The sequence below is a fragment of the Streptomyces sp. TAA204 genome (assembly GCF_000424965.1).
The window spans coordinates 324773-341354 of sequence record NZ_AUKW01000002.1; the positions used below are offsets into that span (position 1 = coordinate 324773).

A 16582-nucleotide genomic window follows, 5' to 3' on the forward strand; every position below is an offset into this window, starting at 1 on the left:
GGAGGAGCCGTGCCGGAACTGCCCGAGGTCGAGGCCCTGTGCGACTTTCTCGGCGAGCGCCTGACCGGGCGCCGTGTGGAGCGCGTCATGCCGGTCGCGGTGAGCGTGCTCAAGACGTACGAGCCGGCGCCGTCCGCGCTGGAGGGGCGGACGTGGACGGGCGTGCGCCGGCACGGCAAGTTCCTCGACCTCCAGGCCGGCGAGCTGCATCTGGCGATCCACCTCGCCCGTGCCGGCTGGCTGCGCTGGCGGGAGAGCATGCCGTCCACCCCGCCCCGTCCCGGCAAGGGCCCGCTGGCGCTGCGGCTGTGGCTGGCGGACGGCGGTGACGGCGGTGACGGTGGCGGTGGCGGCTTCGACCTCACCGAGGCGGGTACGCGCAAGCGCCTCGCGGTCTACTGCGTGCGCGACCCCGCCGAGGTGCCGGGCATCGCCCGCCTCGGACCGGACCCGCTCGACGACGCCTTCACCTTCGAGGTCTTCGCGGCTCTCCTGCGCGGGCAGCGGCACCGGGTGAAGGGCCTGCTGCGTGACCAGAGCGTGATCGCCGGCATCGGCAACGCGTACTCGGACGAGATCCTGCACGCGGCGCGGCTGTCCCCCTTCAAGATCGCCGGGGAGCTTTCCGAGGAGGAGCTGACCGGGCTCCACGAAGCTCTGCGGACGACTCTGGGTGAGGCCGTCGAACGCTCCCGGGGCCTGGCGGCGGGCAAGCTGAAGTCGGAGAAGAAGACGGGACTGCGGGTGCACGGCCGTAAGGGGGAGCCGTGTCCCGTCTGCGGAGACACGGTGCGCGAGGTGTCCTTCAGCGACTCGGCTCTGCAGTACTGCCCCACCTGCCAGACGGGAGGGAAACCGCTCGCGGACCGCCGGCTGTCACGTCTGCTGAAATAGCACGTGTGCACGGGGCGGATCCCCGGTCGCCTCCTTTCCCGAGAAGGGGGGCGTATAACGTGTCGGAGTTGCACTTTTTCGCAGAACGGTCGGAGGGCGGGCATGACAGGTGACGAGCTGGAGAAGTTCGCCACAGATCTCGCGCACATGGCTCGCGACCTTCTGACCCAGGAATCAGTGCAGGAGACGCTGGACCGCATCGTGACCTACGCGGTGCAGCTGATCGACGGCTGCGAGGCGGCCGGCGTGATGACCGTGCAGGACGGGCGGGTACGGACGCTGGCCACCAGCAGCGACCTGGTCCGCGCCTCGGACCGCATACAGGGCGAGGTCGCGGAGGGGCCGTGCTTCGACGCGACCCGCAGGCTGCAGGAGGTCTACCGCGTCGCGGACATGACCGAGACGGTGAACCGCTGGCCCCATTACGCTCCCCGGGCCCGCGAACTGGGCATCGGCAGCATGATGGGCTTCCTGCTCTACACCGAGGAATCCAACCTCGGAGCCCTCGACATCTACTCCTCCAAGCCGAAGGTCTTCACCGAGCGCTCCGAGCACGTCGGATGGCTGCTCGCCTCCCACGCGGCGGTCGCCTTCTCCAGCGCCCGTACGCACGCGCAGCTGGAGACGGCCATGGAGACCCGGCACAACATCGGCGAAGCCATCGGCATCGTCATGGAGCGCTACAAGCTCGACGAGGACCAGGCCTTCGCCGTGCTGAAGAAGAGCTCTCAGAACCAGAACGTCAAGCTGCGCGACATAGTCCGGACCGTCACGGAGACGGGCGAGATCCCCGGAGCACGCTAGTTCCGGCGGTGCGGAGCCGGCCGCGCGATGCTCATCCCGGGGCGACGGCGCGGCGGACGCAGTCCCGCAACAGGCCGCGCCGCTGATCGTGTACGTCCGGGGGCTCCGCTGCGGTGGCGGCGTAGACGTTGCTCACCGGCGACCAGGCCATGGACATGGCGATGACCATTGCCATCACGTCGAAGGGGTCGCCCTGCCTGACGCGCCCGGCGGCCTGGGCCTCCGCGACGGCGCGGAGCTTGTGGTCGTCGTAGCGCTCGTGCCCGGCGACGAGATGCCCGCTCGGGCGCCGCTCCAGGCGGGCCCAGGTGGCGAGACGGATGAGATCGGGACGGGTGAGGTACTCGTCGTAGAGGCGCACGGCCCAGTCGGCCAGATCCTCGACGTCGATGGGGACGACGTTGGTGATGCGCTCCAGTGAGGCGAAGAAGATCGCGTCGAAGAGCTGCTCCTTGTTGCCGAAGTAGCCGTAGAGCTGCGCCTTGTTGGTCTGAGCGGCGGCGATGATCCGTTCGATGCGGGCCCCGGCGATGCCGTACCGGGCGAATTCCTGTGTGGCGGCGTCGATGATCCGCCGGTAGGTCGCGGCCCCGCGCGCACTCGATGGCTGGTCGGACATGATCTCCACATTAGCAGACAGACCAGTTTGTTTGCCGAACCGGGACAGCCTGCTTACCCTCGGACAGACCGAACAGTTTGTCCAGGGAGAGATGATGCGCACCACAACCGGCTGGCAGGCAGACCCCACGACGCGCGCTCTGCGCCGCACGACCCTCCAGCGCCGGGACCTGCGCCCGGACGACATCGCGGTACGCGTGGACTACTGCGGCGTCTGCTACAGCGACCTGCACGCTCTGCACGCGCACAGGAGCGACACGGACGGGATCCTGGTGCCGGGGCACGAGTTCACGGGCACGGTGAGCGAGGTCGGCAGCGCGGTCACCGGCTTCGCCCCGGGCGACCCCGTGGCCGTCGGCAACATCGTCGACTCGTGCGGGACGTGCTCCATGTGCCAGGCCGGTCAGGAGAACTTCTGCCGCGACTTCCCGACCCTGACCTACGGCGGAAGCGACCGGCAGGACGGAGCGACCACCCTGGGCGGCTACTCCCGTGAACACCTCCTGCGCGAGAAGTTCGCCCACCACCTGCCCGCGGGCCTCGATGCGGCCGGAGCGGCCCCCCTGCTCTGCGCCGGCGTCACAGTCTGGGAACCCCTGCGGGCCCTGGGAGTGGGCCCGGGCAGCACGGTCGCCGTGGCCGGACTGGGGGGCCTGGGGCACCTCGCCGTCAAACTGGCAGTCGCGCTCGGCGCCACGACCTCAGTCATCAGCCGCACCCCGGACAAGGCCGGCGAAGCACACAGCCTCGGCGCGGACGGACTGGTCGTCTCCACCGACGCCGGGCAGATGGAGGCTGTCCGGGACCGGTTCGACGTGGTCATCGACACCATCTCCGCCCCCCACGACCTGACTCCCTACCTGCGCACGGTCGCCATGGACGGAACCCTCAGCCACCTCGGCCACCTCGGACCGGTCACCGTGGACACCACCGACCTGCTCATCGGCCGGAAGAAGCTCAGCTCCGCCGGCAGCGGCGGTCGCCCGTCCACCGCCGCCGTGCTGCGCTTCTGCGCCGAACACGACATCACCGCAGACATCGAACTGCTGCCGTCGTCCCAGGTGAATGCGGCCCTTGAACGCCTGGAACGCAACGACGTCCGCTACCGCTTCGTGCTCGACATGTCCGACCTGGACCGACCAGCCCGGGGCTGAACCGGCATTCCCTGAAGACCGCCCACCGAGCCCTGGCCAGCCCCCGCAGGGCCTTCCAGGATGTACGCCGGCTGCTCGGGCCCGGGGCGGCCCGGAACTCAGCTGTCGCTCTTGGAGCGCTTGCGGCTGCTGCGCGTACTGGTCTTGCGGTATCCGAACGGGCCCGGCAGGTCCATGGACGTGGTCCGCCGGCCGGTGGAGCTGACCGTGCGCCGGGGCCCTTCCTTCCCACCGGTGGTCACGGACACCGACTTGCGGTTGATGTTCAACCGCACGCCCGGCAGTATCCGGAAGCTCTTGCGGAACGTCAGCGGCATCGTCGACTCCTCGAAGTCGGGGGCGGACAGAGCGTCTTGCTCAGCGCTTACCCCGCGCGCCCGCCGGAAGGCATACGGATTCACGGCGGCTGCTCCTGCCGGGCGCGTGATCACTCCGCCTCGTCGGCCTCGTCCTCCGTCCCGCTCCCGGCCCCGGACTCAGCCCCGGTCTCGGCCCCTGCCTCTGTACGGAAGACGAGTCCGCCCTCGTCCTCGTCGACGAGCAGCCTGGTGTGCGGCTTCAGTTCCCCGCTGAGCAGCATCCGCGAGAGCCTGTTGTCGACCTCGCGCTGGATGGTGCGGCGCAGCGGCCGTGCCCCGTACTCGGGCTGGTAGCCGCGCCGGGCGAGCCAGTCGACCGCTACGGGTGCGAAGTCGATGGCCAGGTCCTGGGCGTGGACGCGGTGGCGGGTCTCGTCCAGCAGCATGTCGGTGATCGTGCGCAGCTGCTCGTCGGTGAGCTGCCGGAAGATGACGATCTCGTCGATGCGGTTGAGGAACTCGGGCCGGAACTGCTCGCGCAGCGGACGCAGCACCCGCTCCCTGCGCCCCTCCTCCTCTTCCTCCTCATCGCCGCTGCCGAAGCCGAGCACCGGGCCGCGCCCCGTGATCGCCTCCGAGCCGAGGTTGCTGGTCATGACGATGACGGTGTTGGTGAAGTCGACCGTGCGGCCCTGGGAGTCGGTGAGCCGCCCGTCCTCCAGGACCTGCAGCAGGATGTTGAAGACGTCCGTGTGCGCCTTCTCGATCTCGTCCAGCAGGAGCAGGGAGTACGGGTTGCGGCGCACGGTCTCCGTGAGCTGCCCGGCCTCCTCGTGACCGACGTAACCGGGAGGGGCACCGACGAGCCTGCTGACGGTGTGCCGCTCCTGGTACTCGCTCATGTCGAGACGGACCATGCGGTCGTCGGTGCCGAAGAGCGACTCCGTCAGCGCCCGTGCGAGTTCCGTCTTGCCGACGCCGGTGGGGCCGAGGAAGAGGAAGCTGCCGATGGGCCGTGCGGGGCTGGCCAGACCGGCGCGGGAGCGCAGCACCGCGTCGGCGACGGCGGCCACGGCCTCGTCCTGCCCGATGACACGTTCACGCAGCCGCTCCTCCATGCCCAGCAGGCGCTCCTTCTCCTCCTGGGTGAGGTTGCTGACGGGGATGCCGGTCTGCCGGGAGACGATGTCGGCGATGTCGGCGACGGTGACCTCGGCGATGCGCCCGTTGGGCTGGTGCTTGCGCTCGTCGCGGCCGATCTCCTGCTCGAGCTCGGTGAGCCGGTCCCGCAGCTCCTTGGCGCGCTCGTAGTCCTCGGCGGCGACGGCCTGGTCCTTGTCGCGGGCGACCTGCTCGGCCTCCCGCTCCAGGGCCCTTACGTCGGTGCCGCGGGTCGCGTGGCGCAGCCGCACCCGGGCGCCGGCCTGGTCCAGCAGGTCGATCGCCTTGTCGGGCAGGTAGCGGCCGGTGATGTAGCGGTCGGAGAGTTCGACGGCGGCGATCAGCGCCTCGCCCGTGTAGCGGACCTGATGGTGCGCCTCATAGCGGTCGCGCAGGCCGCGCAGTATGTCGACGGTGTCGCTCTCGCTGGGCTCGGGGATGAGCACGGGCTGGAAGCGGCGCGCGAGCGCGGCGTCCTTCTCGATGTGCTTGCGGTGCTCCTCCAGCGTGGTGGCGCCGATGACGTGCAGCTCGCCGCGGGAGAGCGGCGGCTTGAGCATCTGGCTGGCGTCCATCGAGCCGCCTTCCGTACCGCCGCCGCCCGCGCCGACGACGGTGTGGAGTTCGTCGATGAAGATGATCAGCTCTTCGGAGTGGGCGCGGATCTCGTCGATGATGCCGCTCAGGCGCTCCTCGAAGTCACCGCGGTAGCGGGTGCCGGCGACGACACCCGGGACGTCGAGCTGGACGACGCGGCGTCCCAGGAGGTTGTCCGGCACGTCGCCGTCCACGATGCGCTGGGCGAGGCCCTCCACGATGGCGGTCTTGCCCACGCCGGCCTCGCCTATGAGGACGGGGTTGTTCTTGCCGCGCCGGGCGAGGATCTCGATGGTCTGCTCGATCTCCGTCTCCCGGCCGATGACGGGATCGATGCGCCCTTCGCGGGCCGCCTCTGTCAGGTCGCTGCCGTACTTGTCCAGGCCGGGGGTGTCGCTGCGGGGCTTGCCCTGCGGGCCGCCGCGTCCGGGCGGTGCCTCGGCGCCCGGGCCCTGGGGGGGCTGGTAGCCGGGCGGGCCCTGGCCGGGCTGGCCGCCGGAGGAGGCGGAACGCGGGTCGAAGTGCGCGGCGCCCAGGATCTGGCCGGCCGTGGAGTCGCGGTTGGCGGCGAGTGCGATCAGCACGTGCTCGCTGCCGATGTAGGAGGCGCCGCGGGTACGGGCGATGTCGTGGGCGTCCAGCAGCGCGCGCTTGACGGCGGGACTGACGGAGAGCGACTTGCGCGGCGACCCGTCACCGATGTCCCGGTCGATCTCCTGGGCGAGCGCGTCGGCGTCCGCACCGGCCCGCTTGATCATGGTGCGGGTGGGTTCCGTGGTGAGGGCGGCGCGCAGGAGGTGCTCGGTGTCCAGGTCCGTGCTGCCGTGCTCCGCCGCGTAGGTGGCCGCCTCGGAGACGAGCTGCCGGGCGGGCTCGCTCATCAGCCGCAGGAAGTCGTAGTAGCGGGGGTCTCTCCTGCCGCTGCCGCCCGGCGAGGCGGCGCCGCCGAGGAAGCGCCCGATGAACTCTCCGAACGGGTCCCTGCCGAAGTCCTCGGGACCCATGTACCCGCTGGTCATAGGGTGTCCGTCCCGCCGGCCCGGCCTCGCCGGGCCACGCTGTGTGTCGGCTTGCGTGCGGCTCCCGCTCCGGGTTTCCCCTGTACGGCCGTACGACACGTGGAGGCTCGGGTGCCGTACGGCCGGGGCCGCGGGGCAGGTCACTGCGGGTCTCCTCACAGGACAGGACGCATACAGGGACACAGTGGACAATGGGGGTGTCATGGATGTGCTGCGCAGGAACAACGTGGTGGTCACCGGCCGGGAGGACGGGCCGGTGATCATGCTGGCCAACGGCTTCGGCTGCGATCAGAACATGTGGCGCCTGGTGGCTCCGGAGCTGGCGCGTGACTTCAGGGTGGTGCAGTTCGACCACGTGGGAACGGGCGGCTCGGACCTGTCGGCGTGGGACGAGGAGCGGTACTCCTCGCTGGAGTCCTACGCCGAGGACCTCCTGGAGGTCTGCCGTGAACTCGCCCTGGAGTCAGTGGTGCTGGTCGGCCACTCCGTCAGTTCCGTCTTCGGTGTCCTGGCGACCGAGTGGGAGCCGGACCGCTTCGCGAAGCTGGTGCTGCTCACACCCTCGCCGCGCTACATCGACGACGCCGGCTACCGGGGCGGGTTCAGCGCCGAGGACATCGACGAGCTGCTGGAGTCGCTGGACAGCAACTACCTGGGCTGGTCCGCGTCGTTGGCGCCCGTCGTCATGGACAACCCGGAACGGCCCGAGCTGACGGAGGAGTTGACGAACAGCTTCTGCCGGATCGACCCGGCCATCGCCCGGGTCTTCGCCCGCGCCACGTTCCTGTCCGACAACCGCGCCGACCTGGCCCGGGTGCCCGTACCGACGCGGGTGATCGAGTGCGCCCACGACGTGATCGCACCCCGTGAGGTCGGCGCGTTCGTCCACGCGGCGATCCCCGACAGTGAGCTGGTCACCCTCGACGCGGTCGGGCACTGCCCCCAGTTGAGCGCCCCCGAGCTGACGTACGAGGCCATCGCATCCTTCGCGTCCCGCGAGCGGTGATGAGCGGCGCCCGGGACGAGCCCGTCCGCACCGGCGGCCACACCCGCACGGAGCACCACCCCGGCGACCGGCTCGCCCACGCCTCGCTGCTGGAGGAGAACGCCGAGGACCTGTACGAGAACGCTCCGTGCGGCTACCTCTTCACACTGATGGACGGTCAGATCGTCAAGGCCAACCGCACGCTGCTGGGCTGGCTGGACCGCTCCCGCGAGGAGGTGGTGGGCAGCATGCGCTTCGCCGACCTGCTCACCGTCGGCGGGAAGCTGTACCACGAGACGCACTACACGCCGCTGTTGCGGCTCCAGGGCGAAGTCAAAGGCATCGCCCTGGAGTTGAAGGCCGCCGACGGGTCACGGCTGCCGGTCCTGGTCACCTCGACCGTGATGACCGACAGCGACGAGAACCCCGTACTCATCCGCACCACGGTCACCGACGCCCGTGACCGCCGCGCGTACGAGACCGAGTTGCTGCGCGCCCGCAAGGAGGCCGAGCACGAACGCGAACGTTTCCAGCGCCTCGCGACGACGCTGCAGCGCACGCTCGTGCCCCCGGTCCTGTCGCCCCCGCCCGGCCTGGACGTCGCCGCGCACTACCACATCGCCTCCCGCGACGAGGTCAGCGGCGACTTCTACGACTTGTTCCCCCTCGCCTCGGGCGGCTGGGGCCTCTTCCTCGGCGACGTGTGCGGCAAAGGCGCACCGGCCGCGGCCCTCACCTCGCTCGCCCGCTACTCCCTGCGCGCGGCGGCGGTCTACGACCCGGACCCCGTCGCTGTGCTCAACAACCTCAACACCGTGCTGAACACGGCGGACTACGACGAGGACCCCCGCTTCTGCACCGTCCTCTACGGCACGCTCGCCCCGCGGGACGACGGATTCACCGCCACACTCGCCGCCGGCGGCCACCCCAACGCCCTGCTGCTGCGTGCCCACGGCACGGCCGAGTACCTGCCCACACCGGGAGGACAGCTCATCGGTGTGCTGACGCGTCCGGACATCGCCACCACCACGGTGCACCTGGCCGCGGGCGACACGCTGCTGCTCTACACCGACGGGCTCACCGAGGCCCACACCTCCGCCTCGGCGGAGGACCGCTACGGCGACGAGGCGCTGCTGAACTTCGCCAACGTCCTCGCCCCGGGCACGGCCGGCGAGACCGTCACCGCCATCGCCGACCTGCTGGACGCCTTCGGCGAGGGGCTGGACGACGACACCGCCGTGATGGCCCTGGGGGTACCGCCCCGTCCCGGCGGCGAGCCGGAACGGACGTAGCCGCCCCCGGGGGCCGGAGCCTCCTCGGTCACCCTGCCCCACGGTGCTGTCGGGACCGGTCCCGGCAGCACGGTGCTGCAGCGCACCTGCGGACCGTGGCCGACGGCCAACTGGCCGCTCGGGGAGAGCAGCCCGACCTTGGCGGCGGCGTAGGCTGGGTGGCCGGGGAAGGCGGCTGCCGGGCGGAGGCAGATCTGCCGGTTCCAGGAGTCGGCCTGCTGTCGCGCACCGTCCTCCCCCTGCCCCTGTACCCGGCCTGACCGAAGGCAGCCTCAAGGGCGAGCCCGCAGGACCGCACACGTACCCGACCGCACAGAGACACCGACGCACCGACGCAGCAGTGGAGCACCACATGAAGATCACCCGGGTCGAGACCTTCGCCGTACCGCCGCGCTGGCTCTTCTGCCGGATCGAGACGGACGACGGACTCGTGGGCTGGGGCGAGCCGGTGGTGGAGGGACGAGCGGAGACCGTACGCACCGCAGTGCACGAGCTCGCTGAGCAGTTCCTCCTCGGTGCGGACCCCAGGCGTGTCGAGGACCTGTGGCAGCTGATGACGAAGGGGTCCTTCTACCGCGGCGGGCCGGTGCTCTCCAGCGCCGCCGCCGGGCTGGACCAGGCCCTGTGGGACATCGCCGGCAAGTCGCTCGACGCCCCCGTGCACCAGCTCCTCGGCGGTCCCGTCCGGGAGCGCGCCCGCGCCTACAGCTGGGTGGGCGGCGACGAGCCCGCAGCCGTGCGCGACCAGGTCGCCGCGCAGGTGGAGGCGGGCTTCACCGCGGTGAAGATGAACGCGTCCGGACGCATGGGCCGTCTGCCGAACCTCGCGGAGCTGAACGAGGTCGCGGCCAGGGCCGAGGCGGCGCGTGAAGTCCTCGGCCCGGGGCGGGACTTCGCGGTCGACTTCCACGGCCGCTTCTCCACGGCGGGCGCCGTGCGGGCGGCGGGCGTACTGGAGCCCTACGCCCCGATGTTCGTCGAGGAGCCGGTACTGCCCGAGTACACCCACCTCCTGGGACGGGTGACGGGCTCGACGTCGCTGCCTGTCGCCACCGGTGAGCGGCTCTTCTCACGCACCGAGGCGCTGCCCGCGCTCCAGGCCGGGATCGCCGTACTGCAGCCGGATCTCTCCCACGCGGGAGGAATCTCGGAGTGCCGACGCATCGCGGCACTCGCCGAGACCTTCGACGTGGCGATCGCGCCGCACTGCCCGCTGGGACCGCTCGCCCTCGCGGCCTCTCTCCAACTGGCCTTCTGCACGCCCAACTTCCTCATCCAGGAACAGTCGATCGGTATCCACTACAACCGGGGTGCGGAGCTGCTCGACTACGTCGCCGACCGGTCCGTCTTCCGCTTCGAGGAGGGCCATCTGCTCAGGCCGACGGGGCCGGGGCTCGGCGTCGAGGTGGACGAGAAGGCGGTGCGCGAGGCGGACGGGACGGCGGAGAGCTGGCACAACCCGGTCTGGCGGCACGGCGACGGCTCGTTCGCGGAGTGGTGAGGGCGCGTTCGCGGAGTGGTGAGGGCTCGTTCGCGCAGTGGTGAGGGAGGGGCGCCAACCGGGCGTCACGCCCCGGCGGCCCGCCGCCGACGGCGGCGCGGCACCGCTCACTCCGGGGCGGCCGCCGTGATGTGGCTCAGCACGCACAGCCAGCGGCCGCCGCCCGCTCGGACGAACACATCGGTCGTCCACTCGTCGGCGTCGAAGCGGCGGCCCATGTGGTGCGCCGTGTTCGTCACCCGTGCGGTGACGGTCCCCCAGTCGCCGTGGACGCGGACGCGGGGGCGGCTCACCGACTGCATCGCCGAGTGTGTCAGCTCCCCGGACTCCACGAGTGCGAGGAACCGCTCCCTGGTGGTCAGGCCCGACTCGGAGACGATCACCCAGTCCCCGGCCATGAACGCGCCGATGCGCGCGGTGTCGTTGGAGACGATCGCGGCTGCCCACTCGTCGGCGACCGCAGCGAGCCGGGCCTCGTCGGCCTCACGTCGGGGCCCGGGTGCCGCGGACGCGCCGGTGTTCTCGTACACGGCGAGATGTTAACGGACCTTGGAACCGTAATGACGGAAAAGACCCGTTCGTCGCCCGCAAGGCGCGGACCCCGTCGAGGTCCCGCCCGCCCCGCTCCGGAACAGGAGGGACGAGGGGATTAGTCAGCCGCGCACAAAGCCCGGCCGCCGCCCTCGACGACGTCCTAGCGTGAGCCGTCCGACTCTCTCCCCCCGAGGATTCGAATGATGCGTGCCGCTCGAACTCGTGCAGTTCTCACCGCCCTGATCATGGCCGGGTCGCTCGCCGTCGCCGGGTGCGGCGGGGAGGACGGCGGCTCCGCCGCGGCGGACAAGAGCGGGAAGGAGGCCTCGGACGAGAAGAAGCCGGACGGCGCCGAGGGGTCCGGGGACACCGAGGGGTCCGGCGGCTCCGGCGATTCCGGCGGGAACGCCGGAAAGACCGCGGCGTCGCTGCGGTTCGCGAGCACCACGCTGGACGGGAAGGCGTACAAGGGCAGCGAACTGGCCGACAAGCCGTCCGTGCTGTGGTTCTGGGCACCGTGGTGCGGCACCTGCCGGGGCCAGGCGTCCCAGACGGCCAAGCTCGCCGACAAGTACGAGGACAGGGTGAACTTCCTCGGCGTCGCAGGGCTGGACAAGACCGCACCCATGAACGACTTCGTGAGCGCCGAGAAGGTCGGCAACTTCCCCCACCTCAACGACCAGGAGGGAAGCGTGTGGCGCAAGTTCGGTGTCACGAAGCAGAGTTCGTACGTGATGCTCGACAAGAACGGCAGGACCGTCCACGAGGGTGCCCCTTCGACCCCGGCCGAGCTGGACAAGCTGGTCGCGGACCTCGCCGGCTGAGCTGACACGCGTCCAAGCGGGGCGGTTCGAGTTCGCCGGCCCCTCGCCGCCTGCGGCCGGGTGGAGGCGGCGAACGCGCCGGACCTGCCACCGGCGGGCGGCCGGGGACGGCCGGCGGGGCGACGACCGCCCGTTCTCCAGGTCCGGAGCATCCCCGCGGCACCGGCCCGGCAGGGGACACCGGCAGGGGACATGTGCGCGTAACGCGCAGGCTCCCGGGGCGAGATGCCGTCCCGTTACCGTGGGGAAGCCACGGTCACCGTCGCCCGTCCGCCTGCCCCGGCCGTACGAGGAGACCCGTGACCGCCCCGTCCTTCACGTCCGCGCTGCGCGCCCTGAGCGCCCCCCGCGCTGCCCGCCCGCTGCGTCCGGCACGCCGTGACCGCCGCGCCGCACCGGCGTGGCTCCTGCATCCGCTGGGCTGGCGCTCGGGGCCCGCCCCCTGGACGGCCATGCTGCGCGGGGCGCTGAGTGCGGGCCCGCTCCTGGCGCTGGGGGTGCTCACCGGACATCCCGGCCCCGCCGTTCTCGCGGGGATCGCCGCCATGCTCGCCGGCGTCAACGACCGGCCCGGTACGCGCCGTACGGGTGTCGTGCACATCGGTCTTCCCGCCGTCGCCGGCGCTGCGGGAATGCTCTTCGGCGGTCTGCTGGCCGACGTGGGGACCCGGTGGAGCGCGGTGCCCGTGCTGTTCGCCGTGGGCTGGCTCTCGGGCGCGCTGAGCGTGGCCGGTCCGGTGTGGTCGGCGGCGTCCATGCAGATGCTGGTGGCCACGGCGGTCGGTGCGGGTATGCCGCTGCCGGGCCCGGCGTGGCTGAAGGCGGTGTGCTTCCTGTGCGGCGCGTCGTGGCTGCTGCTGCTACGGCTCCTGCTGCGCGCTCCCCGGCTGCGCGCTCCCCGGCTGCGTGCTCTCCGGGCGGACTCTCCCGGGGTGGGCACTCCCCGGGTGGGCAGAGCCGCCCCCGGGGACGGCGAACGGGAAGCCGTCGCCGCGGTGTTCGACGCGCTCGCGGACGCGCTGCACGCACTCGGTGGTCCGGACGCCGAGGCGGCCCGCCGCCGGCTGACCGCCGCCCAGCAGCGGGCGCACGAGGCATTGCGCCTCAGGCGGCTGCTGTCGTGGCCGGTGCGGCGGCGGTCCGGACACGCTCGCCTGCGGGCCGTCGTGCTCACCGAACGGCTCACCGCCGCGACCGCCCTGTGCGAAGCGGGCATCGCGCTGCTGTGGGAGGGCCGGCCGCTGACTCCTGACGTGGGGGACGGTCCCCGGCGGCTGGCTGCGGCCGTACGGGCGCAGAGCGCGCCCGGTCCGCTGGCGAGCCCGCTGTCCGACTCGGTTCAGCGCAGGGCCTTCGACCGGGCGCTGCTGGAGGCCGCGGTGACATTCGACCGTACGGCGCCGGGGCGGACCGTCCACCCCCGCTCGGAGGAGCGCGGGACGGTGCGGGGAACGGCGGCCGCGACTCCGGCCGCGCCCCGTCCGCCCGGGGTGCGCACTCCCCCGTACGGGGCGTCCCCCGCACCCGGCACGCGCCGTACCGACCTCCCGCTGTGGCGGTGCGTACTGGCGCCCGCCGGACGCGAGTACGGACTTCGTGTGGCTCTGTGCGTGGCGGTCAGTACGGCCGTCGCGCTGGGCCTGCACCACACCCACTGGTACTGGCTGCCCGCGACCGCCGCGTTCCTGGTCAAGCCCGACATGGGGCCGCTGTTCTCCCGGGTGGTGAACCGTTTCGCGGGCACTGCCGCCGGCGTGGTGGCGTTCACCGCACTCGCGGCGGGGCTGCACGGGGCGTGGTGGCCGGTCGCCGTCGTCGCCGCGGGCGGAACCCTGATCCCGCTGGCCGTCCGTCACTTCGGGCTGCAGACGTCGGTGGTCACGGTGCTGGTGCTCTCGTTCATGCACGCGGTAGGTGACACGGGGGCGGCCGCGGCGCGGCTGGTGGACACGGCGCTGGCCTGCGGGATCGTGCTGTGCGTGGGGCATCTGCCGCTGCTCGCCGATCCGCGCGTCAGAGTCGGCCACCGCTTCGCCGTGGCGCTGCGATGCACGGAGCGGTACCTGCGTCACGTCCTGGACCTCGACGGTCGCGGGCCGGGCGCTTCCGCGGACGCCGCGCCCGTCCCCGGGACGGATGGTGAAGCCCGCGGCCGTGGCACCGATTTGCGCAACGCGGCCTACCTGGCGCTCGCCGAGGCGCGCGCGGCGGCGGAGACGGCCGCGGCCGAACTCCCCGCGTCCCGGCGCAAGGGGCACGACTGGCTGGCCGCGATGGCTCACGCCGAGCGCATCGCCGACGCGGCCACCGCGTGCGCGGTGCGCCTCGAGCACGGTCTCCCGCTTCCGCCGGCCGCCGAGGCGCGGGCTGTGACCACGGCGCTCTCGGCGGTCGCCGACGCGCTGGAGGACGGGCGGGGCGGCAGGGCACTGACGCTCCCGCGCGCTCCGCGGGAGTGCGAGTCGCTGCGTGCGGTGATGACGCAGCTGCGCGGCATCCACGATCTGACGACCGCCGCGTGAAGCTCGCCGCTGGACACTCGCCGGGTGACACCCGCCGCCGGGCCTCGGGGGTGGGGCGGGCACCTGCCGGCCCGTCCGGCGTGCCGCCGGCGAGTGTGTGTGCGTGCGTGTGACGGTGCCGCATTCGCGTTCGGTCCGTCCCCCGTGCGTGCTCGGCGGTCCCGCGTGCGTACGGAAGCGTGCCGCGCGCAGGTACGGCCCCGCGCGGCACACGGCACCATGCGCCCGCCCGGCGCGTGCACAGGCACGGGGGTTGGCTATCGTCACCGGGTGCGAACGAGAACGGAGCCGGCCCACGGCGGTCGGAACGCGTCGTGGTGACCCGGTCGGCATGGCGCCGTCTGCGGCTGCGGCATCCGGCGCAGGCGGTGGTGGCGGGTTTCGCGGCTGCCGTCGTGGTGGGAAGCGGTCTGCTGATGCTGCCCGCGGCAAAGGCCGGACCGGGCGGTGCGAGCGTGCTGGAGGCCGTCTTCACCTCGACGTCGGCGGTCTGCGTGACCGGGCTGATCGTGGTCGACACTCCCGTCTACTGGAGCGGGTTCGGCCAGGCGGTCGTTCTCGGACTGATCCAGATCGGCGGCTTCGGGATCATGACGTTCGCGTCCCTGCTGGTGACGCTGGTCTCGCACCGGATGGGCCTGCGCGCCCGGATGACGGCCGCTGCCGAGACCAAGTCCCTGGGGCTGGGCGACGTACGCAAGGTGATCGCCGGCGTGGTCAAGGTCAGCCTGCTGCTGGAGGCCGTCACCGCGGTCGTGCTCGCTCTCCGCTTCGCCCTCGCCTACGACGAGCCGGCGCTCCGGGCGGTGTGGCTGGGTGTCTTCCACGCCGTCTCGGCGTTCAACAACGCGGGGTTCGCGCTCTACTCCGACAGTCTGATGCCCTTCGTCACCGATCCGTGGATCTGCCTGCCCGTCGCGTTCGCGGTGATCGCCGGCGGACTCGGTTTCCCCGTCCTGTTCGAGCTGCGGCGGCGCCTGCGCCGGCCGCGCGGCTGGACCCTGCACACCAAGATCGTGCTGTGGGCCAGTGCCGTCCTCCTGGCCGGCGGAAGTGCGTTCGTCACCGCCAGCGAGTGGAGCAACCCCGCGACGCTGGGAGAGCTGGACGTACGGGGCAAGCTGCTGGCGGGCTTCTTCCAGGGCGTGATGCCGCGGACCGCGGGGTTCAACAGCGTCGACACCGGCGAGATGAATCCGGCCACCTGGCTGGGCATCGACGTGCTGATGTTCATCGGCGGGGCGAGCGCAGGCACCGCGGGCGGGATCAAGGTCACCACCTTCGCCGTGCTGTTCTTCGTGATCTACGCCGAGGTACGGGGCGAGGGCGCCGTCAACATCTTCCACCGACGTCTGCACGGCGACGTCCAGCGCCAGGCCCTCACCGTGGTGCTGCTCTCGGTCGCCGCCGTCATCGCCTCGACGCTGGTGTTCATGGTCTTCACCGACATCAATCTCGACCGGTCCCTGTTCGAGGTCACCTCCGCCTTCGCGACGGTGGGGCTCTCGACCGGAGTCACGGGGGACCTTCCCGCGGCCGAGCAGATCCTGCTGACGGTCCTGATGTTCATAGGACGGCTCGGCCCGATCACCGTGGCCTCCGCGCTGGCGCTGCGCAGCCGCGTCCGTATGTACGACCTTCCCGAGGAGCGACCCGTCATTGGCTAGGAACCGCAGCCCCAAGAACCAGCGCATCGCGACGGACGACGCCGTCGTCGTCATCGGTCTGGGCCGCTTCGGGCAGGCTCTCGCCCTGGAACTGGCCGATGAGGACACGGAGGTCCTGGGCATCGACTCCGACCAGGAGATCGTCCAGTCCCTGTCCGGCTCACTCACCCACGTGGTGCGGGCGGACTCCACACGCGAGCAGGTGCTGCGGCAACTGTCCGTCCACGAGTTCGACCGGGCCGTGGTCGGCATCGGCACCGACCTGGAGTCCAGCATTCTCACCACGTCCCTGCTGATCTCCTTCGGCATCAGGGACGTGTGGGCGAAGGCGACCAGCGAGGCGCACGGCCGCATCCTCACCCAGCTGGGCGTCCACCGCGTCATCTATCCCGAGCACGACATGGGGCAGCGCGTGGCCCATCTCGTGCGGGGCCGCATGCTCGACTACATCGAGTTCGAGGACGACTTCGCCATGGTCAAGACGAATCCCCCCGGCGACATCGTCGGCAGGCCGCTCAGCGAAAGCGCCGTCCGTACGCGCCACGGCCTGACCGTCGTCGCCATCAAACGGCCGGGAGAGGGTTTCACGTACGCCACCGCCGAGACCGTGGTCGAGGCGGAGGACACCATCATCGTGGCGGGGCGCACCCGTCAGACGGAGCGCTTCAGCGAACTGCGCTGAGACGGGCCCGGACTCCGCGGGCTCCGCTG

General features: G+C 71.6%; 14 protein-coding genes. 10 read left to right on the top strand and 4 right to left on the bottom strand.

The window, feature by feature from the left end:
• Nucleotides 1-9 precede the first annotated feature (9 nt).
• Together H343_RS0104210 and H343_RS0104215 are read left to right on the top strand one after the other, a co-directional pair.
• Complete coding sequence (locus tag H343_RS0104210; RefSeq protein WP_028430113.1) at nucleotides 10-894, top strand: DNA-formamidopyrimidine glycosylase family protein; 885 nt, start codon at nucleotides 10-12, stop codon at nucleotides 892-894.
• Nucleotides 895-996: 102 nt separating this feature from the next.
• Nucleotides 997-1698, top strand: a complete 702-nt coding sequence (locus H343_RS0104215) for a GAF and ANTAR domain-containing protein (RefSeq protein ID WP_028430114.1) — start codon at nucleotides 997-999, stop codon at nucleotides 1696-1698.
• Between the two features lie 31 nt (nucleotides 1699-1729).
• Here H343_RS0104215 and H343_RS0104220 read toward each other — a convergent pair whose 3' ends face one another.
• Nucleotides 1730-2317, bottom strand: a complete 588-nt coding sequence (locus H343_RS0104220) for a TetR family transcriptional regulator (protein ID WP_028430115.1) — start codon at nucleotides 2315-2317, stop codon at nucleotides 1730-1732.
• A gap of 94 nt (nucleotides 2318-2411) precedes the next feature.
• Here H343_RS0104220 and H343_RS0104225 point away from each other — a divergent pair, with 94 nt between their 5' ends.
• A complete protein-coding gene (locus tag H343_RS0104225; RefSeq protein WP_028430116.1) occupies nucleotides 2412-3470 on the top strand; it encodes an NAD(P)-dependent alcohol dehydrogenase in 1059 nt (352 codons plus the stop codon).
• A gap of 98 nt (nucleotides 3471-3568) precedes the next feature.
• Here the strand turns inward: H343_RS0104225 and H343_RS0104230 are convergent, their stop codons facing one another.
• A complete protein-coding gene (locus H343_RS0104230) occupies nucleotides 3569-3787 on the bottom strand; it encodes a DUF4236 domain-containing protein (protein ID WP_028430117.1) in 219 nt (72 codons plus the stop codon).
• A 110-nt stretch (nucleotides 3788-3897) separates the two neighbouring features.
• On the bottom strand, nucleotides 3898-6546 hold the full coding sequence (locus H343_RS0104235; protein ID WP_028430118.1) for an ATP-dependent Clp protease ATP-binding subunit: 2649 nt from the start codon (nucleotides 6544-6546) through the stop codon (nucleotides 3898-3900).
• 202 nt (nucleotides 6547-6748) lie between these two features.
• Between H343_RS0104235 and H343_RS0104240 the strand changes: the two genes are divergently transcribed.
• From H343_RS0104240 to dgoD, 3 genes are all read left to right on the top strand, one after another.
• The gene (locus H343_RS0104240; RefSeq protein WP_028430119.1) at nucleotides 6749-7552 is read left to right on the top strand and encodes an alpha/beta fold hydrolase; all 804 of its coding nucleotides are present in this window, start codon (nucleotides 6749-6751) and stop codon (nucleotides 7550-7552) included.
• The gene (locus H343_RS0104245) at nucleotides 7552-8823 is read left to right on the top strand and encodes a SpoIIE family protein phosphatase (protein ID WP_028430120.1); all 1272 of its coding nucleotides are present in this window, start codon (nucleotides 7552-7554) and stop codon (nucleotides 8821-8823) included. The genes H343_RS0104240 and H343_RS0104245 overlap by 1 nt, the downstream gene beginning before the upstream one ends.
• 352 nt (nucleotides 8824-9175) lie before the next feature.
• On the top strand, nucleotides 9176-10324 hold the full coding sequence (gene dgoD, locus H343_RS0104250) for a galactonate dehydratase (RefSeq protein WP_028430121.1): 1149 nt from the start codon (nucleotides 9176-9178) through the stop codon (nucleotides 10322-10324).
• 107 nt (nucleotides 10325-10431) lie between these two features.
• On the opposite strand, the gene H343_RS0104255 is transcribed toward dgoD, so the two are convergent.
• A complete protein-coding gene (locus H343_RS0104255; protein ID WP_028430122.1) occupies nucleotides 10432-10854 on the bottom strand; it encodes a nuclear transport factor 2 family protein in 423 nt (140 codons plus the stop codon).
• Nucleotides 10855-11058: 204 nt separating this feature from the next.
• Between H343_RS0104255 and H343_RS0104260 the strand changes: the two genes are divergently transcribed.
• From H343_RS0104260 to H343_RS0104275, 4 genes are all read left to right on the top strand, one after another.
• Nucleotides 11059-11682 (top strand): redoxin family protein, encoded by a 624-nt coding sequence (locus tag H343_RS0104260; protein WP_051264573.1) that lies wholly within the window; start codon nucleotides 11059-11061, stop codon nucleotides 11680-11682.
• A 299-nt stretch (nucleotides 11683-11981) separates the two neighbouring features.
• The gene (locus tag H343_RS28835) at nucleotides 11982-14204 is read left to right on the top strand and encodes an FUSC family protein (protein WP_486586779.1); all 2223 of its coding nucleotides are present in this window, start codon (nucleotides 11982-11984) and stop codon (nucleotides 14202-14204) included.
• Between the two features lie 314 nt (nucleotides 14205-14518).
• Nucleotides 14519-15871 carry a TrkH family potassium uptake protein gene (locus tag H343_RS0104270; protein ID WP_486586780.1) on the top strand — a complete coding sequence of 451 codons (1353 nt, stop codon included), beginning with the start codon at nucleotides 14519-14521 and terminating at the stop codon, nucleotides 15869-15871.
• On the top strand, nucleotides 15864-16553 hold the full coding sequence (locus tag H343_RS0104275; protein WP_486586781.1) for a potassium channel family protein: 690 nt from the start codon (nucleotides 15864-15866) through the stop codon (nucleotides 16551-16553). The genes H343_RS0104270 and H343_RS0104275 overlap by 8 nt, the downstream gene beginning before the upstream one ends.
• Nucleotides 16554-16582 lie beyond the last annotated feature (29 nt).